This is a genomic window from Anaerofilum hominis, from assembly GCF_014287275.1.
GTDB lineage: Bacteria > Bacillota > Clostridia > Oscillospirales > Ruminococcaceae > Pygmaiobacter > Pygmaiobacter hominis.
In genome coordinates, this window is record NZ_JACONZ010000001.1 from 603,006 (window position 1) to 623,963 (window position 20,958).

Annotated in this window: 17 protein-coding genes; 3 read left to right on the top strand and 14 right to left on the bottom strand. The window is 63.7% G+C overall.

Translation table 11 applies throughout. The annotated features are described in order from the left end of the window. Nucleotides 1-392: 392 nt before the first annotated feature. From H8S23_RS02660 to H8S23_RS02700, 9 genes are all read right to left on the bottom strand, one after another. Nucleotides 393-2,276, bottom strand: a complete 1,884-nt coding sequence (locus H8S23_RS02660; RefSeq protein WP_186886756.1) for an ABC transporter ATP-binding protein — start codon at nucleotides 2,274-2,276, stop codon at nucleotides 393-395. Continuing rightward, complete coding sequence (locus tag H8S23_RS02665; protein WP_341479877.1) at nucleotides 2,277-4,001, bottom strand: ABC transporter ATP-binding protein; 1,725 nt, start codon at nucleotides 3,999-4,001, stop codon at nucleotides 2,277-2,279. Continuing rightward, nucleotides 3,998-4,528 carry a MarR family winged helix-turn-helix transcriptional regulator gene (locus H8S23_RS02670; RefSeq protein WP_186886757.1) on the bottom strand — a complete coding sequence of 177 codons (531 nt, stop codon included), beginning with the start codon at nucleotides 4,526-4,528 and terminating at the stop codon, nucleotides 3,998-4,000. The genes H8S23_RS02665 and H8S23_RS02670 overlap by 4 nt, the downstream gene beginning before the upstream one ends. A gap of 366 nt (nucleotides 4,529-4,894) precedes the next feature. Next, on the bottom strand, nucleotides 4,895-5,416 hold the full coding sequence (gene bilS / locus H8S23_RS02675) for a flavodoxin family protein BilS (protein WP_186886758.1): 522 nt from the start codon (nucleotides 5,414-5,416) through the stop codon (nucleotides 4,895-4,897). Between the two features lie 121 nt (nucleotides 5,417-5,537). After that, nucleotides 5,538-6,839 (bottom strand): hypothetical protein, encoded by a 1,302-nt coding sequence (locus tag H8S23_RS02680; protein WP_186886759.1) that lies wholly within the window; start codon nucleotides 6,837-6,839, stop codon nucleotides 5,538-5,540. After that, complete coding sequence (locus H8S23_RS02685; RefSeq protein ID WP_243165810.1) at nucleotides 6,836-7,396, bottom strand: RNA polymerase sigma factor; 561 nt, start codon at nucleotides 7,394-7,396, stop codon at nucleotides 6,836-6,838. Before H8S23_RS02685 ends, H8S23_RS02680 begins: the two co-directional genes overlap by 4 nt. A 166-nt stretch (nucleotides 7,397-7,562) precedes the next feature. Then, on the bottom strand, nucleotides 7,563-8,492 hold the full coding sequence (locus tag H8S23_RS02690) for a methyltransferase domain-containing protein (RefSeq protein ID WP_341479878.1): 930 nt from the start codon (nucleotides 8,490-8,492) through the stop codon (nucleotides 7,563-7,565). A 181-nt stretch (nucleotides 8,493-8,673) separates the two neighbouring features. Next, complete coding sequence (locus tag H8S23_RS02695; RefSeq protein ID WP_186886760.1) at nucleotides 8,674-10,452, bottom strand: Na/Pi cotransporter family protein; 1,779 nt, start codon at nucleotides 10,450-10,452, stop codon at nucleotides 8,674-8,676. A 227-nt stretch (nucleotides 10,453-10,679) separates the two neighbouring features. Next, the gene (locus H8S23_RS02700) at nucleotides 10,680-11,024 is read right to left on the bottom strand and encodes a NusG domain II-containing protein (protein ID WP_186886761.1); all 345 of its coding nucleotides are present in this window, start codon (nucleotides 11,022-11,024) and stop codon (nucleotides 10,680-10,682) included. Between the two features lie 456 nt (nucleotides 11,025-11,480). On the opposite strand from H8S23_RS02700, the gene H8S23_RS02705 reads away from it, so the two are divergent. The 3 genes from H8S23_RS02705 (at nucleotide 11,481) to H8S23_RS02715 (ending at nucleotide 14,112) form a co-directional block, all read left to right on the top strand. After that, entirely contained in the window at nucleotides 11,481-12,869 is a 1,389-nt protein-coding gene (locus H8S23_RS02705; protein ID WP_186886762.1) for a Sapep family Mn(2+)-dependent dipeptidase, read from the top strand. 107 nt (nucleotides 12,870-12,976) lie between these two features. Next, nucleotides 12,977-13,549, top strand: a complete 573-nt coding sequence (locus H8S23_RS02710) for a TetR/AcrR family transcriptional regulator (RefSeq protein WP_186886763.1) — start codon at nucleotides 12,977-12,979, stop codon at nucleotides 13,547-13,549. Next, on the top strand, nucleotides 13,546-14,112 hold the full coding sequence (locus tag H8S23_RS02715) for a flavodoxin domain-containing protein (RefSeq protein ID WP_186886764.1): 567 nt from the start codon (nucleotides 13,546-13,548) through the stop codon (nucleotides 14,110-14,112). The genes H8S23_RS02710 and H8S23_RS02715 overlap by 4 nt, the downstream gene beginning before the upstream one ends. A gap of 219 nt (nucleotides 14,113-14,331) precedes the next feature. On the opposite strand, the gene H8S23_RS02720 is transcribed toward H8S23_RS02715, so the two are convergent. The 5 genes from H8S23_RS02720 to H8S23_RS02740 form a co-directional block, all read right to left on the bottom strand. Continuing rightward, on the bottom strand, nucleotides 14,332-16,119 hold the full coding sequence (locus H8S23_RS02720; protein WP_186886765.1) for a DUF885 domain-containing protein: 1,788 nt from the start codon (nucleotides 16,117-16,119) through the stop codon (nucleotides 14,332-14,334). 75 nt (nucleotides 16,120-16,194) lie between these two features. Next, nucleotides 16,195-16,728: an inorganic diphosphatase gene (locus tag H8S23_RS02725; RefSeq protein WP_186886766.1), complete on the bottom strand. Its 534-nt coding sequence runs from the start codon at nucleotides 16,726-16,728 to the stop codon at nucleotides 16,195-16,197. 139 nt (nucleotides 16,729-16,867) lie between these two features. Beyond that, the gene (locus tag H8S23_RS02730) at nucleotides 16,868-17,665 is read right to left on the bottom strand and encodes a ZIP family metal transporter (RefSeq protein WP_186886767.1); all 798 of its coding nucleotides are present in this window, start codon (nucleotides 17,663-17,665) and stop codon (nucleotides 16,868-16,870) included. A 752-nt stretch (nucleotides 17,666-18,417) separates the two neighbouring features. Further along, nucleotides 18,418-18,837 (bottom strand): hypothetical protein, encoded by a 420-nt coding sequence (locus tag H8S23_RS02735; protein ID WP_186886768.1) that lies wholly within the window; start codon nucleotides 18,835-18,837, stop codon nucleotides 18,418-18,420. A 734-nt stretch (nucleotides 18,838-19,571) separates the two neighbouring features. Next, nucleotides 19,572-20,558: a substrate-binding domain-containing protein gene (locus H8S23_RS02740; protein ID WP_186886769.1), complete on the bottom strand. Its 987-nt coding sequence runs from the start codon at nucleotides 20,556-20,558 to the stop codon at nucleotides 19,572-19,574. Nucleotides 20,559-20,958 lie beyond the last annotated feature (400 nt).

Sequence of the window (20,958 nt, forward strand, 5' to 3'; positions counted from 1 at the left end):
GCCAGCCGTGGGAAAGCGTTTCTTTTTTGTCGTTTATTCGCCGCCGCCCGGCAGCGGCTGCCGGCCGGCCGCCGCGCCCTCCGGGGCCGCGGACGGGCCCAAGCGCGCGGTCATCCGCCGCCGGGGAACACGCAGGGGGCGCGCAGCGGCTTCAGGCCGCGGCGCTCCCTGCGGGGGGAGGGCCGCCGACCCAAAAGCACCGCGCCGGGCCGCATACCAGGCAATTTCAATCCATGCCGCTCTTGCGGGCGGCGGCTGCCCGGCAGCATCCAGAAAATGGGCGTGGGCACGTTTCGCTCCACGCCTCCCCGCGGAACGGCGGGGAATGCTCCCCCGACAAATCGTCTTTGAGGAACTTTCAATCCCGGCTGCAGAAAAGCAGCCTGCCCCTGTCAGGACAACTCGAACATGCCGGTGTAGAGCTGGTAATATTTGCCCTTTTGGGCCAGCAGCTCGTCGTGGGTGCCGCGCTCGATGATCTCGCCGTTCTCCAGCACCATGATGGCGTTGGAATTGCGCACCGTGGACAGCCGGTGGGCAATGACAAAGACGGTGCGCCCCTCCATCAGGCCGTCCATCCCCTTTTCGATCAGCGCCTCGGTGCGGGTGTCGATGCTGCTGGTCGCCTCGTCCAGGATGAGCACCGGCGGGTCCGCCACCGCCGCCCTGGCAATGGCGATCAGCTGCCGCTGCCCCTGTGAAAGGTTGGCCCCGTCGCCGGTGAGCAGCGTGTCATACCCCTGCGGCAGATGGCGGATAAATCCATCCGCGTTGGCGATCTTCGCCGCGCGCTCGATCTCCTCGTCGCTGGCGTCCAGCTTGCCGTAGCGGATGTTCTCCCGCACGGTGCCGGTGAACAGATGGGTGTCCTGCAGCACCATGGACAGCGAGCGGCGCAGGTCGTCCTTTTTGATCTTGTTCACGTTGATGCCGTCGTAGCGGATCTTGCCGTCGGGCACGTCGTAAAAGCGGTTGATCAGGTTGGTGATCGTGGTCTTGCCCGCGCCGGTGGAGCCGACAAAGGCGATCTTCTGTCCCGGTTTTGCATAGAGCGAGATATCCCGCAGCACCGTCTTTTTTTCGTCATAGCCGAAAGTGACATGGTCAAACACCACGTCCCCCTTTACCGGCGTATAATCCAGGCCGCCGGTCTGGTGCGGATGTTTCCAGGCCCACAGGCCGGTGTGATGGTCCGCCTCCCGCAGGCGGCCGTCCTCCCCGCGCTCCATGTTCACCAGCGTCACATAGCCGTCGTCCGTCTCGGGCTTTTCATCCATGACTTCAAAGATGCGCTCGGTGCCCGCCAGCGCGATGAGCACATTGTTGAACTGCTGGGAGATCTGGGTGATGGGCTGGGAAAACGAGCGGGTATACTGCAGGAACGAGGCGATGGTGCCGATGTCCATGCCGCCGCCGATGGCCATCACGGCGCCCGCGATGGCGGTGACGGCGTAATGGATATAAGAGAGGTTGCCCATGACGGGCATCAGGATATTGGCAAAGGTGTTGGCGCTGGTGGCGGCGCGGCAAAGCTCGTCGTTGAGGGCGTCAAACTCCTGTTTCGCCTTGTCCTCATGGCAAAAGACCTTGACCACCTTCTGGCCGTCGATCATCTCTTCAATATAGCCGTTGACGCGGCCGATGGCCTTTTGCTGCCGCTTGAAAAACGCGCCGCTGCGGCTGCCGATGCCCTTGACCACCAGCAGCATCACCGCCAGCATGGCCAGCGTGATGAGGGTGAGCGCAGGGCTGAGCAGCAGCATACCGATAAAGACGCCGGTGACGGTGACCGCCGAGTTGATGAGCTGGGCGAAGCTCTGCGAGAACATGTCGCGCAGCGCGTCCACGTCGTTGGTGAAGCGGCTCATCAGTTCGCCGTGGGTGTGGGTGTCAAAATATCCGATGGGCAGGCTCTGCAGATGACTGTAAAGATCGGTGCGCAGCCGGTAGAGGGTGCCGGTGGAGATGTTCAGCATCAGCCGGTTGTATACCCAGGTGCTGGCGGCGCCGCACAGATAGATGCCCCCCAGCAGGCAGAGCATCGAGACGAACCCGGACAGATCCGCCCCCTGCCGCCCCACAAGGGGCAGGATGTAATTGTTGATCAGCGGTTTCAAAAAGTAGGTGCCGGTCACCGAGGCGCCGGCGCTGATGAGGATGCAGACCACCACCAGGGCCAGCTGGGCGCGGTAAGCGCCCAGGTAGCGCAGCAGGCGGCTGAGGGTCGCCCGCAGATTCTTCGGCTTTGAAACAGCTTTGCGCATGGGACCCGCCATTTACGCCACCCCCTTCTGCTGGGATTCATACACCTCGCGGTAGATCTCGCTGGTCTTCATCAGTTCGTCATGGGTGCCCACGGCGCTGATCCTGCCGTCGTCCAGCACCACGATGCGGTCGGCGTCCATCACCGAGGTGATGCGCTGGGCGATGATGATGGTGGTGGTGCCCGCCAGCTGGGTGCGCAGCGCGCCGCGGATGCGGCTGTCTGTGGCGGTGTCCACCGCGCTGGTGGAATCGTCCAAAATGACGATGCGCGGCTTTTTGAGCAGGGCCCGGGCGATGCACAGGCGCTGCTTCTGTCCCCCGGAGACGTTCACGCCGCCCTGGCCGAGATCGGTCTCATAGCCGTCGGGGAAAGACGATACAAACCCGTCGGCGTCCGCCGCCAGGCAGGCCGCCCGCAGCTGTTCCCCGGTGGCCTGGCCGTCGCCCCAGCGCAGATTGTCTGCGATGGTGCCCGAAAAGAGCACGTTTTTCTGCAGCACCATGGCCACCCCGTCCCGCAGGGCCTCCAGCGGATACTCCTTGATGTCCCTGCCGCCCACCAGCAGCTCGCCGCCGTCGATGTCGTACAGGCGCGGGATAAGCTGCACCAGCGTGGTCTTTGCGCTGCCGGTGCCCCCGATGATGCCGATGGTCTCGCCGCTTTTGATGGACAGATTGATATGCTGCAGCGTCAGGTTATCCGGCCGGTGGGAATAGCTGAAAGAGACGTCTTTGAACTCGATCGAGCCATCCTCCAGCTTTGCGCCCGGGTCCGCGGCGCTGTCGTCGATATCCGGCGTCTCGTCCAGCACCTCGGTGATGCGGCGCACCGAGGCGCGGGACAGCACCAGGTTGACGAACACCATGGAGAGCATCATCAGGGACATCAGGATCTGGGTCACATAGCTGATAAAGCTCATCAGCTCGCCGGTGCCCATGACGCCGCCCACGATCATGTTGCCGCCGAACCACAGGATGGAGATGATGCAGGCGTACATGGTCAGCTGCATGGCGGGCATGTTCAGGATCACCAGTTTTTCCGCCCGCTTCTGCGCCGCGCGCAGGGCGTCCGCCTCTTTTTCAAACTTTTCCTCCTCGTACTCGTGGCGCACAAAGGCCTTGACCACCCGGATGGCGATCAGCCCCTCTTCCACACGGGCGTTCAGACCGTCGTATTTGGTGAGCATGGCCTGAAAGCGCGGATAAGCGCGGGTGGCGATCAGGTACAGCACTGTGCCCAGCACCGGGATCGCCACAAAAAAGATCATCGCCAGCCGGGCGTTGATGCTGATCGTCATGGCGGTGGCGCAGATCAGCATGATCGGCGCGCGCACCAGCATGCGGATGCACATCATATAGGCCATCTGGGTGTTGGTGACGTCGGTGGTGAGCCGCGTCACCAGCGACGCGGTGGAAAACCGGTCCATGTTGGCAAATGAAAAGTCCTGGATCTTGTAAAAGAGCTTCTGGCGCACGTTTCTGGCAAAGCCCATGCTGGCCACTGCCGCGAAACGGCCGGACAGCGCGCCGAACGCCAGCGCCACCAGCGCGCAGAGCACCATCAGGCCCCCGACGCGCGCCACATAGCCCACGTCCCTGTTCTGGATGCCCACATCGATGATGCGGGACATCAGCAGCGGGATCATGATGTCCACCACCACTTCGCCGATCACCATGACCGGCGTGAGCAGCGTTTGTTTTTTGTACTTCCCCACACAAGAAAGCAGTTGTCTCACGTTCGTTTTCTCTCCTCTCTCTCCCTGCGGCTCTCGCGCAGGCGGGCTTCCAGCTGGCCGATGGGCACAAAGCCGTCCTGCGGCGGATAGGGCTCGCCTGTGATGTTGCAGATCATCCGCCCCAAAAAGGCGTTCAGCGCGGCCAGTTCCTCTTCGCTGAAGCCCTCAAAGGTGCGCTGGTCGAACTCGTCGTGAAAATCCCGGCAGCGCGCGGCCAGGTCATGGCCCCTTGGGGTCACCGACAGCCGCTTGCAGCGCTGGCTGCTCTCGTCCACCTCGCGCTGCAGCAGGCCCGCCTTTTCCAGGCGTTTGGCCGTCAGCGCCATGGAGGCCGGGGTGACCATCATGCTCTGGGCCACCTCCGCCTGGGTGCAGCCGTCGTGGCCGGCGATATACTCCACGACCCGCAGCTGCCCGAAATACAGGTCCATGCCCTGGGTCACCTTTTGCAGGATGATCCGCCGCAGCATCGACATCTCGTGCAGCCGCTGGGCCGCCCGCGTCACTTCGTCCCGTCGATTTTCCATCTCTCCGTTCCTTTCCGAAAAAATGTTAAGCGTCAAACAGTTAAGCGCTTAACGTTTATCATTATACGCAGCGTCGGCAAAAAGGTCAACTGTTTTTTCTGTGAAACATCTGCAAAATTTTCCGCCCTGTCCCCGTCTGTGCATGCGCTGCCGCAGGCTGCCGCGGCCGGGCTGCCCGCTGCGCCGGAACTGTCCCCCTCTGCGCACGCGCCGCCGCAGGGCTTTTTCCCGGCGCAGCAGCTTAAAACGCGCAAAAGGCGTCCCCGCAGCCCGTTTCACCGGCGCCGGCAAATGGGCCGGTGCGCCGCCCCACGTCCGCTAAAAAATAACGGGGACCGCATACTGCGGTCCCCGCTGTCTTTTCTTTCATTTTTCCCCGCCGTTTTCCCGCACGACCCGGCGCGCGAACGCCCGCGCGGCCTCCAGGTCGGCCTCGTCCGGATGCGGATAGGCCAAGGCCCAATTGTCCAGCATCGCGCGCGCCTGCGCGTCCATCGGCTGCGCTTTCACCATGGCCTCATACCGGGTCTTCACCGCCTGCGGCATGCGTCCCTGGCACAAAAATCCGCCCGCCATCGAGCAGTCCGCCGGCAGCGCTTTTGCCATGCGGGCCAGCACCGTGTCGAAGTACTCCTGTGAGCCGCCGAACCCAGCCGTGCCGAACAGCGCCACCTTTTTGCCGGACAGCCCGGCCAGAAAAGCCGCCATCTCCCCGCTGCAGGCCCCCTTGTCGGTCCAGGAGCCCGCAAAGATCAGATCGGCCCGCGCTGCGGCCTCTCCCGGCGCGCCGTAAGCGACGCAGCTCCCCTCCGGCAGCGCCTCCCGGATCGCCCGCGCCACCTTGGCCGTATTTCCCGTTTTGCTGATATAGACCACCGCGTACTTCATGACCGTACCGCCCCCCTGTCTTTTAAAATCCGTTCTGTGAGGTACAGTATAGTCCGCGCGGCCCCAAAGTCAAGTTTTTTCACGGTTTTCTCACTTCCCGTGAAAAAGGCTGAACGCCGCTTCACTGCGGCGGCAGGCTGGGGGCGGCATCCTGCCACTGCGCAGAGGGCATGTCGGTGATATAGGCGCTCTCCACCGCAGGCACATAGTAGGCCCCATAGGTCTTGAGGCCGTTTTCCCTTTCCAGGGAGGGCAGCTCGACCAAAAACCGATAGTAGGGCGCTACCGTGTCAGAGCCGACCCGGTACACCAGTTCGGCAGCCGCAAGATATTCCATGCCGGGAAAGGCCTCTGTGACGCTGGTAAGGCAGACCCCCTGCGCCAGCAGCGTCTGCGCGTCTTTATAGGAGACCACGGGATAGTCGCCCAGCTTCTCCCCCGCCGCGCCGGCGCCGGACAGGCGGAAGCCGTACAGCCGTCCCTGTTCATCGTTCCAGAAAGTGAGGCCGCCCAGGCTGAACTGCAGCAGCTGGTCCGCCAGCGTGCCGCTGCCCTCGAAAACAGCGAATTCCCGATGGGCCTCCCCCTCGTAGGTGTAGTCCTGAAAAAGCCGCGGCATGGGCTGGGACAGCCCCAAAGGCTCGCCGTAGACCGACCAGAGATAAAGCGCCGTCCGCCCGGCCTCCGCCGCACCGGCGTCCGCCGTGAAGTCATACCCGGCGGGCAGGGCGATCGGCTCGCGGAACTCCACGGTCAGGTCGCCTCCCGCGTCCACCGCCAGTACCGCTCCGCCGCATTCCGCCGCAGCGCGGTAGGGCCGGGTGTTCAGCTCCACCGTCAGGCTGTCGGCGCCCTGCAGCTTTTCCCAGATCTCAGCTATCTCGCTCTCGGTGGGAGAGATCTCGACCTCCTCCACCGCATAGCCCAGCTTTGCGGCAAGCTCGCGCAGCCGCGCCTCCATCTGCTGCGCGTCCAGCGTGAACCGGGCCGCTCCGCTCAGATACAGGGTACTGCCGTTTTTGTAGACCGGCAGGCTGTCCACCGCATCGCCTGGCTGCCAGGGGCAGCCGCGTTCCAGTTCCGACGGCGCGAACTCCAAAAGGCCCTCAAAGCCAAACCCTCCGCCCCCGCTTTCGCCCAGCGCAAAGGCCTGGGGGGCTGCGCCTCCGCCCGCATCCTGCATGTTCTGCTGGGCGGTCTCATCCAGCGCCTCGGCGCCGGCAGTGCCCGGTGCGGCAGAGGCGTACCGATCGCCTGCCCGCAGCAGCAGCGGCAGCAGGCAGGCCAGCGCCGCGCAGGCCGCCAGGGGCAGCCAGCGCCGGAGTGTCGTTTTCTCCTTGCGCGGGGCAGGCGTCTGGTCCGCCTCCAAGATCAGGTCGTCCTCTACCAAGCCGATGGCCCGCAGCAGCTTTTCCCCGCTCATAACCGCACCCCCTCCCGTTCCAGATAGGTCCGCAGCCGGGCGCGGGTACGGCTGAGCAGGGTGCGGGTGTTGACCTCGGTCAGCCCATACCGCGCCGCAATAGATTCGATCGGGTCCGCATACCAGTAGCGGCGCAAAAACACGCCGCGCGCCGTCCTGTTCTGGGTGCGCAAAAACGCCGTTATCAGGGCGGCCAGTTCCCGCTCATCCAGCGCCTCCTCCACCTCCTGCCCGCCGGGCAGGCAGCCGGCCAGCTCGTCGATGAGCAGCGCGGCCGGCGCGGCGCGCTTTTTTGCGGTGTTGTAGTCATACCGGTCCAGCGCGTGGTTGCGGGCGATGCGGCCCAAAAACGGCGCCAGCCGGTCCGGCCGTTTGGTGGGCATGGCGTTCCAGGCGGAAAGCCAGGTATCGTTTTCGCACTCCTCGGTGTCCTCATGGCTGCCCAGGATATTGCGGATGATGGTGCGGCAATACGCGCCGTATTTGCGCGCCGTCTCCCGGATCGCCTCTTCGCTGCGCTGCCAGTACAGCTCGACAATGGCACAGTCCTCCAGCATGCCGGCTCCTCCTTTCCGGAACAAAGCAAAACAGACCCATTTCGGTCCCCTCTGTTATTCATATAGGAAAAACGTCGGAAATGTGGCAGGCAGGGCGCATTTTATCGCCCCGGCGACTCCCCCTCTGCCCGGCCCGGCAGCCGGGATCGCCGGGGCACCCACGCGGTCAGCAGCGGTCCCCCGCCCCGCCTTTCCGCTGTACCATCCGGGACGCCGCCAGCAGAAAACGATGCGTGGACGCCTCTATCACGCCCTCTTGTTCCAGCAGCTCCTGCGCCCTGCACAGGCCCGCCCAGCAGCGCTCGACAGAAAAGCCCGGAAATTCCCACGGGATGACCCGGGCAAACCACACCAGCGCGCCGACGCTGTAGAACCTGATCCTGGGAAACGCCTCCCGCGCCTGCAGGATCTCAAAGCCCGCGTCCTCAAATCTTCTGCAGGCTTTTTCCAGATACTGCTCCGGGTAGGGCGGCCGGGTGCCGGGCAGCAGCAGTTCGACCAGGCCCCGGTCGTTCTCCGCCCCCACCTGCTGCGTGACAAAGACTCCCCCCGGTCTCAAAACGCGGGCCAGCTCTCCGGCGTCAAAGCTGCCGTGCCGGTTGATCACGATATCGAACGCGCCGTCCCCGAACGGCAGACGGCGCACGTCTGCGGCCTCGCGGAAATCGATCCCATGCGGCGGCAGGACCGACCGGCACAGGGCGACGTTGGGCGGATACCCCTCTGTCGCGCTGGTGTTTTCACCGGGATGGCCCAGGCCCAGCAAAAACTCTCCGCCCCCCGTATCCATGTCCAGCAAGCGGAGCTCCGGCGACAGGTAACTGCGCACGACCGCCTCGTAATCCCACGGGATGTCTTCGCCCTCCTCGTACTGCCCCTCGATATGGGAAAAATCCCATCCGCGGATATGGGCGTCGCGCTCTTCCCTAAGCCACTGCGCTTTCAACGCTTCCAGGTCCATATCGGCCGCCTCCTTTTTGCCGCCCGGTCTCAGGTCTTCCACCCGGCTGATGACCGTTCCATTGAATTTCTTTTGAGCCGCAGAGGAGCCGCAGAGCGTTTTGGGGCCGCCGGGTCGGCAGAAGCGTGAGATCAAAAAACAGCCTCCGCTCTGCAGAGGCTGTTTTCATTTGTCCAAAAATCAAGACTGATCTGTGCCGGCCACCCCGCGCCCGCCGCGGCTGCGCCGCCGGAAACCCCGGAAAGCGCTCTTCCCCGCCGCCGCCTGTGCGGCTCCCGGCGGGGGAAACGCGGCGTTTCCGTCGGTTCTCAGCGCTTCAGCCCTCTTCCCGGATGGGGGAGAGATATTTCAGCTCATAGCTCTGCAGGCGGTCGTTGTAATCCTCCACATAGCCGTCATGCAGCTTGCGGCGCATCTCGTGCGCGTCGAACTGGCCGTCCTCCGCCTCGTTGCCGATCACCCGCGCGGCAATGTTGGAGCAGTGGTCCGCAATGCGCTCCAGGTTGGTGAGCACCTCCAGATAGACCACGCCGCTTTGAATGGCGCACTGGCCGTTCTGCAGCCGCTCGATATGCCGGTTGTGCAGCAGGTCGCAGATGCTGTCGATCGTCTCCTCCAGCGGCTCCACACTGGCGGCCAGGGCCGCGTCGTTGTGGCGGAAGCTGCGCTCGGCCAGGTGGATGATCTCCTTGATCGCGCCGTCCAGCACGTTCAGCTCGCGCCGGGCGGAGTCTGAAAAGCTGATCTCTTTGTCAAAGATCTCGCCGCTGCGCTCCACCACGTTGATGCTGTAGTCACCGATGCGCTCAAACTCCGTGATGTACGCCAGCAGGTCGGAGACGTTGCGGCTCTCGGTCTCGGACAGCTCGCGGTCGGCGATCTTGACCAGATAATTGCCGATATAATATTCCAGCTTGTCCACCACGTCCTCGCGGGCGTTGACCTGGGCAATGGCCTCCAGGTCGTGGCTGTACAGCAGGGGGATGGCCGCCTCATAGTTGAGGCGCGCGTTGTGCGCCATCTTCTCCACCGCGCCGCGCGCCTGCTGGATGGCCACGGAGGGCGAGCCGAACAGGCGCTCGTCCAGCACCGGCATATCGTTGTCCATCGTCTCGTCGCCCTTGTCCGGGATGGTAAGGGTGGCAAGCCTTGCCAGCAGCTTGGTGAAGGGGATGAAAAACAGGGTGGTGACCACGTTGAAGAAGGTGTGGAAGTTCGCGATGTCGCCGCGGTTCATCACGCCCTCCCAGAAAGGCAGACCCACCGTGTATTTTATGCCGTAAAGCACCGCCATAAAGACAAAGGTGCCGATGAGGTTGAAGTAAAGATGGACAAAGGCCGCCCTCTTTGCCCCCTTTGAGGCGCCGATAGAGGCGATGAGCGGGGTGGAGCAGGTGCCGATATTCTGGCCCAGAATGATGGGGATCGCGCTGCCCCAGGTGACCACGCCGGTAGTGGAAAGCGCCTGCAGGATGCCCACCGACGCCGACGAGCTCTGGATGGCGATGGTGACCAGAGCGCCCGCGATGATGCCGAGGATCGGATTTTCCAGGCTGGCGAACAGCTGGAGGAAGAGCGGGCTGTCCTTCAGCGGCGCCACCGAGGTCTCCATGGTGAACATGCCGGTGAACAGGATACCGAAGCCAATGAGGATCTGCCCGATGTTGCGCTTGGAGGGGGTCTTCAAAAAGACGAACAGGATAGCCCCCACAAACGCGAACACCGGCGCGATGGTGGTGGGCTTGAGCAGCTGCAGAAAGATGCTGTCGCCGCCCAGATCCGCCAGACGGATGATCTGGCCGGTGACGGTGGTGCCGATGTTGGCGCCCATGATGACGCCGATGGCCTGCGGCAGCCGCATGATGCCCGAGTTGACCAGGCCGATGACGATGACGGTCGTCGCCGCAGAGGATTGGATCAGGCCCGTCAGCACTGCGCCGGAGATCACCGCCATGACGGTGGTGGAAGTCAGCTTTTTCAGGATGACCTCCATTTTGCCGCCTGCGAGCTTTTCGAGGCCGGAGCCCATGATGCTCATTCCATAGAGAAAAAGGGCAATGCCGCCGGCCAGTGAAATAACGGAAAAAATATCCATCGAATCCCCCGCTGTCGTCTGTTTTTTTCTGTTGTGCTCTGCCGGTGCGGAACTTGACGCCTCCTGTCGGGGCGTGTCAAAATCCACAGGCAAAATCAGTATAGCATCATTTGGTAAGGAAATGGTATAGTTTTTGTAATGGTGTCATTAAAAAACGTAATGATGCACAAAAAAAAGAGACGCTTTCAGGCGGTTTGCCCAAAAGCGTTCTCTTTGCCGCGTCCTTTTCAACCGTAAATGTTTACCGCCACCCCCGCAGGCATGCAGATGGCATATTCCCCCTCGCTGCCGATAAACCCGAACCCCTCGCAAAGGTGGTCGGGGCACTGGGAATCGATGAACCGGATCTTCCCATCTTTCACTTCCAGGGTGACGGGCAGAGCGGCGTTTTCGATGTGATAGATCTCGTCCCGGGACAGGTCGATCTCCCAGGCCCCGCCGCCGTCCACCGTGACGGTGGCTTTTGCCCCCGCGCCGCGGGTCAGATAGAACAAGCCGATGGCCGCAGCCAGGGCCAGCAAAACAAAAAGCACGATGAGATCGCGTTTTTTAAAAAATTTTCCTTTTTCCATACCGTTTTTTCTGCTCCTTTTCTTATCCGCCGCCCCGGGCGGCCCAGGCTGGCAAAAACGCCGCCGGGCCGCAAAAACACGCCCGTGCCCGGCTTGCAGCGGCCCGGCTCCCACGGCGCGGGCCGCTTTTTTCCGTGATCTCGGCAACGCGGCTTCCCGCTTTTGGTTCCCGTCTCTGCGGGCCCGCGGCGCCGGGGCCCGCATCCCGCGAACGCCAAGTGCCAAACGGCATCGCGTCCGCGCAGGGGCGCCCGCCCTGCGCGCGGGGGCGGGCGGCAAAAGCGTCGGGGCTCGGCTTCGCCGCGGCCGCTTTGCGCTTATTATACCACAGACGCCTCGTTTCTGTCTGCCGGCGCGGCTTTTCCCCCGGGCGCGCCGCTGTTTTAAATGCGCGCTTAAAATGGTATAATGGAACACGAACAAAATACGGGCGAGAGCCCAACCGGGAGGCATAAAATGGATTTTTCACAACTCAGGGCAGAGGCGGAACGATTCGCCGCGCGCCATGAACAGGAGATCGTGTCCGACATCGCCCGTCTGGTCGCCGTCAAAAGCGTGCGGGGCACCCCGGAGCCCGGGGCCCCCTTTGGCCCCGGCCCCCGCGCCGCGCTGAGAGAGGGGCTCGCCCTGGCGGCCGAGAGAGGGCTTGCGGCCGAGGATCTTGAAGTGATGGGGCGCGCTTTTGTGCCCGGCACCGGCACAAAAACGGTGGGGATGATCGCCCATCTGGACGTGGTGCCGGAGGGCAGCGGCTGGGACACCGACCCCTATCTTCTCACCGAGCGGGAGGGCTGGCTGCTGGGCCGCGGGGTGGCGGACGACAAGGGACCGGCGGTGCTGGCGCTCTGGGCCGCAAAATTTTTTGCCGACCTGCCCCAGCGGCCGCGCCACGGGATCGAGGTGCTGCTGGGCACGGCCGAAGAGACCGGTATGGAGGACCTGAGCAGTTATCTGGCCTCCCACCCGGCGCCCGACTTCGCCTTTACGCCGGACGCGGCTTTCCCGGTCTGCAACGGGGAAAAGGGCGGCTTTGGCGGCGAGTTCGTCAGCGGGCCGCTGGACGGGGTGCTGCGGGACTTTGAGGGCGGTCTGGCCGCCAACGTGGTACCCGACCACGCCTTTGCCGTGGTCGCGCTGCCCGCCGAAAAGTTGCCCGCCGCAGAGGGGATCACCGTGACCGCCGTTTCCGGCGGGGCGCGCCTCGAAGCCACCGGCATCGCCGCCCACGCCTCGGCGCCGGAGGGCTCTCGCTCCGCCATCGGCATGATCGCCTCCTATCTGCTGGAAAATCAGCTCGCCGCGGGAAAAGAACGCGCCGCGCTGGAGCTGATCCGCGATCTGGCGATCTCCTGCGACGGCGCGCTGCTGGGCATCGCCGCGCGGGACGACGTCTTTACCCCGCTCACCATCATCGGCGGCCAGATCCGCATGGAGGACGGCGCCCTGATCCAAAACCTCGACTGCCGTTACCCCACCTCCATCACCGGGGACGAGATCACCGAGCGGCTCAGCCAGCGCGCGGCCGCCGCGGGCATGGTCCTGCGCGGTGTGCGTGTCAACCCGCCCTTTTACATCGCGCCGGACGCGCCCCCCATTTTGGCCCTGCGCAGCACCTATCACGACCTCACCGGCAAAAGCGACGCCCCGTTCACCATGGGCGGCGGCACCTATGCCCGCCATCTGCCCTGCGCCGTGAGCTTCGGTGTGGAGGAGGAAGGGCTCGAGCACCCGCCCTTTGTGGGGCGGATCCACGGGGCCAACGAGGGTTTCCCCCGCAAAAAGCTGCTGGACGGCCTTGTCATCTTTATCTGCGCGCTGGGCCGCCTGATGGAGATCGACCTTTAATTTTTACATCCCGCCGCCGGGGCCGCTGTGCCCCGGTTTTTTTTGTTGACAAATATAATAAATATTATATAATATATATTATATTAATTGAAACGGGAGGAATTCCAATGCCGAAACAGCGTATCACCGGCGAGCTGCTGCTGGACGCCGCTTTTGAGCTGGTGCGCGCCGACGGGTACGAGCGTCTGTCGGTGCAGCGCGTGGCTGCGGCCGCCGGGTGCTCGGTGCAGCCGGTCTACAGCTATTTTAAAAATATGGAGGCGCTGCGCGAGGATCTTTTTTTGCGGGCGGACGCTTTTTATCGCAGCTTTGTCGCGGCGCAGCTGGAGGAGGATCCCTCTTTCCGCGCCCGGGGGTGGGCGCAGGTCCTCTTTGCCCGGCAGGAGCCCCAGCTCTTCCGGCTGCTGTTCCTCTCCGACCTGCGGCGGCACCGGGACCTGGCCGCCCTTTACCGCGAGCGCGCCGACCCCGCGGCGGCGCGGGCCGCGGCCGCACAGACCGGCCTGCCGCCGGCGGCTGCCCGGCGGCTGCACCTGCAGATGCTGGTATACACCCAGGGGCTTTGCTCGATGCTGGTCTCCGGCGCTGTGGAGATCAGCGACCAAGAGGCCCGCCGGATGATGGACGACGCCTTTGCGGCGCTCTGCGCGCAGGCCGTCCCCATGGAGGAAACGAGATGAAACACATTCTGGTCGTCTATGCGTCCCATTACGGGGCCACGCGTCGGTATGCCGCCTGCATTGCAAAGGCGCTGCACGCCCGGCTGGCGGAGGCCCGGGACGCAGCCCCGCTGCTGGCCGGGGCGGACGTTGTCGTCTGGGGCGGCGGGCTTTATGCCGGCGGGGTCAACGGCGCGAAGCTGCTGGCCAAAAACGCCGAAAAGCTGCGCGGCAAGCGCCTTATCTTTTTCACCTGCGGCCTTGCCGATCCCGAAGAGCCCGCCGATCTGCCCGCATTGCAGCAGACCGCACAGCGCGCCCTGCCCGCCGCGCTGCGCGAAAACGCGGCGGTGTTCCACCTCAGGGGCGCAATGGACTATGCCGCCCTCTCGCCGCTGCACCGCCTGATGATGGGGATGATGAAGCGGATGATAGAGCGCAAGGGTGACGCCCAGACCGGGGAGGACCGGCAATTTTTGGACACCTACGGCAAAAAAGTGGATTTTGTCGATCTCTCTGCGGCGGGGCCCCTTGCCGCGCTTCTGCGGGCCGCGGCCGGGGACGCTGCGGGGGAAATCCGCTGACCTCCCCGCAGCGCTGCGAGCGCGGGGGGACAAAGCGCGCGGCCGAAAAAGACCGCCGCGCGCGGCTTTTCTGACTGCGCGGCCGGCGTCGGGCTCCCGCCCCCTGCGGCGCGCCCCTTTCAAAGGCCATCCGCCGGCGGGCGCATAAAAAGGACAGGGCGCGGCTTCCTGGAAACAGCGAAGCCGCGCCCTGTCCTTTTGTGTGATCTTCCCCTGCGCCTATGCCGCGTTCCGGCGCGCCGGGGCCAGGCTCTCCACCCAGGCGTCCACCTGCGTCTGGATCAGGGAGACCGGCGCGGGGCCGGTCTCCAGCAGCACGCGGTGGAACCCTGCCTCGGTGAACTTTTCTCCCAGCGCCTCCTGGGCTTCATCGTGCATATCCTGGAACAACTTCCCGTTTAAAAAATACTGCAGATAGTTGGTGGGCGTTTCCAGGTGGAGCGCAAACTGGCTGTCCAGGGCCGCCGGATCCGTCGAGAGATAGTTTTCGATGAATGCCGCGTACTGCTCCCGGTCCCAGCCGTCGTAATGGATACCGATATCCGACAGGGCGGTGACGTCGTTCACGATCTCGCGGTCTGTTTCCAGCACGGCGGCATAGCCTGCATCGCCGGTGGGCAGGTATTTGACGCTGTTGTGCTCGATATAGGTGGCCCATCCCTCGCTGTAGCCGTTGTAGTCGATCATATACCGCACGGCGGGCAGGCCCAGCGATTTGAAGTAGCTGTGCTGATACATGTGGCCGGGATATCCCTCATGGGCCACAGTGGTAAACAGGCCGGGTTCAAACGCGCCGTTGATATAGATGACCTCCGCCTCGTCCCGGGGCGCGTCGATGCGGCCCTGCAGATACGCGGCCGGGGAGAAGTTGTCCCGCATGGACTCGGCCACCGGCATCACGGTGTAGTTCAAATGGTCCAGGGCCGGATAGTCGGCGGCGCACTGGGCGCCCAGATAGTCGATCAGCTCCTCGGCGGAGGCGAAATCGCCGTAGTCGACCTCGAACGCATCCAAAAATTCGGCGGTGCGCTGGGGGTCCTGCTGGTACAGCAGCGCAAGCTGCCCGCGGAATGTCTGGATATCCTCCTCCAGCTTGCTCTCAAAGTAGTCCCGCACCTCCTCCACCGTCATATCCACGCCGGTCCTCACCTGCAGCAGGGCCTCGTAGTATTCCTTTCCCTGCGGCTGGTGGGCCAGGCCAAGGTCGGTGCTTTTGATCTCGATGCCGGCCAGCAGCTCGCCCAGGCGGCGGTAGGCGCTTTGAAATTCGCCCCGGATCAGGGCCTCGCTCCTCTCGCGGGCGGCTGCCTTTTCCTCTTCAGACAAAAAATCGGCCGCGTCGATCTCCTCGGCGATCGCCTCCACCAAAAAGCCCGCGTCCCCGGCGGCAAAGGTCTCGCACTGGCCGATCACCTCTTTCATGACGGTGGGGCCCATGCCCACCTCGCTCTCCTGCCGCTGCCGCTCCATGTCGGCGTATTTTTCAAAGGTCTCGCCGCTGGTCTCCATCAGGTGGTAAAAGCTGTCAAGGTCACGCTGGGTGCGGATCCTGTACTCCGCCAGCAGCATCGGCAGCTGCGCCTGAAAACCGATAAAGCTGCCCAGATAGCTGTTGTCCTGTTCATAAAACTGCTCGCCGATCTTCAAAGACCGCTGCAGATAATCGGTCAGGATGTCCAGTGTGAGGCGGGAGCTGTCGTCCAGCTTTTCGGCGTCAAACGCCGCCAGCTCTTCCAGCATCTCCTGCGTTTCCCGGTCGGCCTGGGCATAGTCCTCTCTGTCCGCAAAGGGCAGCTCCAGCAGCGCCGCGTCGTCAAAGCCGAAAGCCGCGGGATCCTCAAACAGATACTGGATACTGAGGTCGCTGCTGTCCATCATCCGGGCGGGCAGCGTCTCCAGATAGGCGTCGAACTGCTGCTGGGTCTGCTCTGCAGCCGGCGCCCCGCCGCAGGCCGCCAGCGAAACCGTCAGCACCAGCGCCAGGGCAAGGCTCAAAATGCGTTTCATGTAGGTCCTCTCCTCTTTAAAAACAGACAAAAACGGCGCGCACCGGCGCCGTTTTTGCCCTTCTTTTCGTTTTTGTTATCTGCAGAACTTTTCAATGTAGGCGTCCAGACACTTTTGGATCACTCTTTTTGCTTCCTCGGCGCCGGCGACGTCGTTGACCACCGTTTCTTTTCCCTCCAGGCTCTTGTAGACGGTGAAAAAATGCCGCATCTCGCTGAACACATGGCCGGGCAGCTCGCTGATGTCGTGGTACTCGTTGTAGGTCGGGTCCTCAAAGGGGATGGCGATGATCTTTTCATCCATCTTGCCCGCATCCAGCATCGCCATCACCCCGATGGGATAGCAGCGCACCAGGCTAAGGGGGCGGATGTTCTCGCTGCACACCACCAGCACGTCCAGGGGGTCGCCGTCGTCCGCATAGGTGCGGGGGATCAGCCCATAGTTTGCCGGGTAATGGGTGGAAGTGTAAAGGATGCGGTCCAGGATGATATGGCCGGTCTCCTTGTCCAGTTCATATTTGTTTTTGGAACCCTTTTCGATCTCGATGACCGCGATAAAATCCTCCGGGTTGATGCGGGCGGGGCTGATATCATGCCAGATATTTGCCATAAAGCTTCCCTTCCTTTCCTGTACCCCATCAGTATAACATGAAGCTGCCGCGGAAGGAAGTTTTTTCCGCCCCCGCCGGCCCAAACGCACAGGGCGCCGGCCGGAGGCGCGGCGCGCCCTCAAAAGCGGCGTCCGGCCCTCAGCCCAGCGCCACGTCCAGCAGCATCATCAGCGCGAAACCCAGCATCGAGCCGATGACCCCGGCGTGCCCGTGGCCCTCGCCGCTCGCCTCGGGCACCAGCTCTTCCACCACCACATAGATCATGGCCCCTGCCGCAAACGACAGCATAAAGGGCATCACCCTTGCCATTGTGACCGCCAGCAGCACGCCCACCAGGCCCCCCAGCGGTTCCACAATGCCCGACAGCGCCCCGTAAACAAACGCCCGCGGGCGGCTCATCCCCTCTTTTTGCAGCGGCAGCGAGATGGCCGCGCCCTCCGGCAGGTTCTGCAGCGCCATGCCCAAAGCCAGCGCCACCGCCCCCGCAAGGGAAGCCGCCCCCATGCCGCCCTGGGCCGCCATGGCAAACGAGAGCCCCACGGCCATGCCCTCGGGCAGGTTGTGCAGCGTCACTGCAAACACCAGCAGCGTGGTGCGCTTGAGATGCGCGGGCAGCCCCTCGGGTTTCTCCTCCCCCCTATGCAGGTGGGGCAGCAGGTGATCCAGCAGGAACAAAAACGCCCCGCCGGTCAAAAAGCCCAGCGTGGTGGGCAGCCACTCGGTCATCCCCTGCTCTGCCGCCATCTCCTGTGCGGGGATGAGCAGGCTCCAGACCGAAGCGGCGATCATCACGCCGGCCGCAAACCCCAAAAAGGCCCGATGGGTGGACGGGGAAGCGTCTTTTTTTACAAAAAACACGGCGGCGGCCCCCACCGCGGTGGCGGCAAAGGTAAAGCCGGTGCCGAGCATAGCCAGGACCAGTGGATCGCGCAGCATAAAAGCCATCTCCTTTTATTGATAATAATTATCAATAAAAGTATAGCACGCCTTTCCCAAAAATACCAGCTTTTTTTCGGCCCGGCGCTGCAAAGTCTCAAAAACGGCCGTCTGCGCGGCGCAGCGGCTTTCCGGCCCGCAGTGCCGGGGGAGGGCAAAGCTGCGACATGCAGCAAAACATCTCCGCCCCCACGGCGGCTGTGAAGAGTCTAAAGTCACCTGGCGCAGAAGAGCACTGCCGCGGAAAGCAAAGCCTGCGTCGCACGGCAGAAAGCCGCTGCCTGCGCAGTGGCCGCGGCGGAGAGGCCAAAACCGCGCGGCCTCCGGGGGGTGACTGCGGCAGGAAGCTCAAAGCAGCTCAGCTTTGAGGGGGCCCCGCCGCGGAAAGCAAAACTGCGATGTGCAGCAAAAGGTCGCTGCCCGCATGGCGGCCCTAGTGGAGAGGCTAAAACCGCGCAGCCTCCGGGGAGTGACTGCGGCGGAGAGCTCAAAGCAACCGGGCCCAGAGGAGCCCCTCCGCGGAAAGTAAAAACTGCAGAAAACCGAAAGCCACGCGCCCTAAGAGCGGCTGCAGCCGCGGAAAGCAAAAGCTGCGGGATCGCCGCGGCTGAAAACGCCCGCGCCGCGCCGCAGCCCTGTACATGCCTTTGGGAGATGTCTTCGCCGCTCCGCACAGCACAAACGCGCGCCCTGCGGGGCCCTTTGGGGTCCGCAGGGCGCGCTTGCGGCAGAAAATTCCATCTCCGCGGGGCTCAGCCCAGCGGAAATTCCTCTTTGCTGATCATCTTGCTGACCACCGTCTCATCGCTTTCGGTATAGCGGCGGCCATGATCTTTCAGTTCCACATCCATCTGGGTATAGTAAAGATTGCCCTTGATCTGCTGTTTTGCCTGCGCCTGGGCATTGCGCTGGGACGAGGGGATGCAGTTTGTGCGGCCCGCGCACTGGCGGTCCTGCGGGTTTCCCTGCCGCAGGCGGTCGTGCACCGCGCGGGCTTCCGCCTCCTGTTTGCGCTGCTGCGCCTGCCGCCGCTCCGCCTCGTGCCTGCCCGTATCGTGTACGTCGTTGGGCCGATTGTTCAGCGCGTGGTGCGCAAAGCGGTCCAGGGTGCTGGCGTCGTCGTTAAAGCCGGGCCTGCCGGCGTTTTCAAACCGTGTCTTTCTCTCTTCCATGAAAACTCTCACCTCCGTCCCTAGTCTGCCCGCAGCCGGGGCGGCTATGCGCGGCCGTGCCTTTTCCCACAAACGCAAAACGCCCCGGCAGGGCCGGGGCTGGGGGACTTATTCCGTTTCGTCATTTTTTCGCGCCCGGCAGCGGCCCTGCGCAGCGTTTTTTCGCTGCGGCCGCCCATCGGCCGTGTCCGCGGGCCGCTCGCCCGCAGCGAGGAGAAAAAAGGCGTGGCCGCAGCTGGGCATCGGGCCTCTGACGGCCGTCCTGTATGCCCCAACCCCGCACTGCTCAGCTTCTGAGGGCCGCACCGGCCCAACCGCTCCCAGGAAGCAGCTTTTCCTCTCTACAGACCAGCCGGGGCCGCCGGTGAAGCAGCGGCCGCAGCCGGGCGCAGCGGCCCCAGGGACCAAAGCCCTCTCCGCCCGCGCATGCAGTGAAAAGGACATGTCACGGCCCTGCTGGACCGGGACGGGTAAGAATTTTTTGCCCGCGTGCGCAGAAAAAAGGGCCCGCTGCGGCGGCCGTACCCACCGCTGCCAGGCCACCCTCCCGCGCGAGCCGGAAAAACTTTCCCGGTAAGCCTGCGGTCCGGGCGCGGGGAAGCCGCGCGGCCCTGCGCTCCCCCGCACGCTCCCGCACAGGGGGGGCAAAACCCGCACAGGCGCTTCTTTGCTTCTCTTTCAGTCCTAAACAGCGTGAAAACACAGCATATCCCGCCGCCTGCCGATCTCCTCCCTCAGGCGGAATCCCGTTCGATGAGCCGGTACTCCACAAAATGCACGCCCTGCGGGCGCTCTCCCTGCTGGATGGCGTCAAACAGCAGGCGCGCCGCCCGGGCCCCCACCTCTTCGTAAAAATACTCCACCGTGGTGAGCGCGGGTTCCACCACGGCGGCCAGCTGGTTGTTGCCGATCCCCGTCACCGCACACTGCTGCGGCAGGCACACGCCCTGCGATTTCAGATACTGCATGGCCCCTACCGCCGCCCGGTCGGTGACCGCGAGCACGGCGTCGGGGCGGGGGCCCTCCTGCTCCCAAAGCTGCTTCATGGCGGCCGCCCCCTCCTCGATGGTAAACCCGCCATAGGCGACCCGGCCCGGGCGCAGGGCCAGATGCTGCTCGCGCAGGGCCTCGCAAAAACCCGAAAACCTCTTGTGGCGGATGGCGTCGTCCTCCAGCTCCACATTGATAAAGGCGGGGTCGCGGCGGCCCTTGAGCAGCAGCGCGGCGGTGAGCTCCCGCATGATCGCCGTCTCGTCGTGCACCACGCAGCACAGCCCCTCCGCCTGCTGCCCGGTGATGACCACCGGGGCCTCTAGCGCGCCGATCCGCTGCCGCAGGTCCGCCGTGACGCCCGAGGACATGATAATCACGCCGTCGATCTGCCGCCGCGCCAGCATCTCCAGACAGGCCGATTCATTCTCCGTTTTCATCCCCGCATTGGCCAGCAGCATCTCATAGCGGCGCTGCTCGCACTCGCCGGCGATCCCCTGGATCTGGCGGGCCATCGCCTCGGAGGCCACGCGCGGCACGATGACGCCGATGGTGTGGCTGCGCTTTGCCTTGAGGCTTTTTGCAATGCTGTTCGGCACATAGCCGGTGCGCCGGATCACCTCTTCCACCCTGCCGCGCACCTCCGCGCTCACATAGCCCGAGTCGTTGATGACACGGGAGACGGTCGAGGGGGCCACCCCCGCCATGCGGGCGATATCCTTGATCTGCACCGGATCGCACTTCCATTCGTCAAAAATTTCACATATTGTTTCACTGGGTAGTATAACAGAGCCAAAATCCTTTTTCCAGTGTCATTTTGCCTGTAAATCCCACTTTTTCGCCCCCGCTGTTTACGATATATTACAAAATATTACAAAAAACCCGTCTTTTTGCCGGGAAAGGGCTTTGGGGACGACCAGGGGGCCCGCTTTCAGCCAAATAGAGCCCGCTTATCCCCGGGCGGGCGGCGGCGCTTTTGACCCGCTCCCCTGTCTGCGCATCCCCCGGCGCTCCCATCCCGGTGCGAGGGGCGGCGGCGTTCGCCTTTTCCCCGCACATGCTGGCTGGACTTGCGAAAGCCCATGCAGGGAAAGCGCCTGTGAGTCGGCCCTTTTCCACATGCGCCTGCGG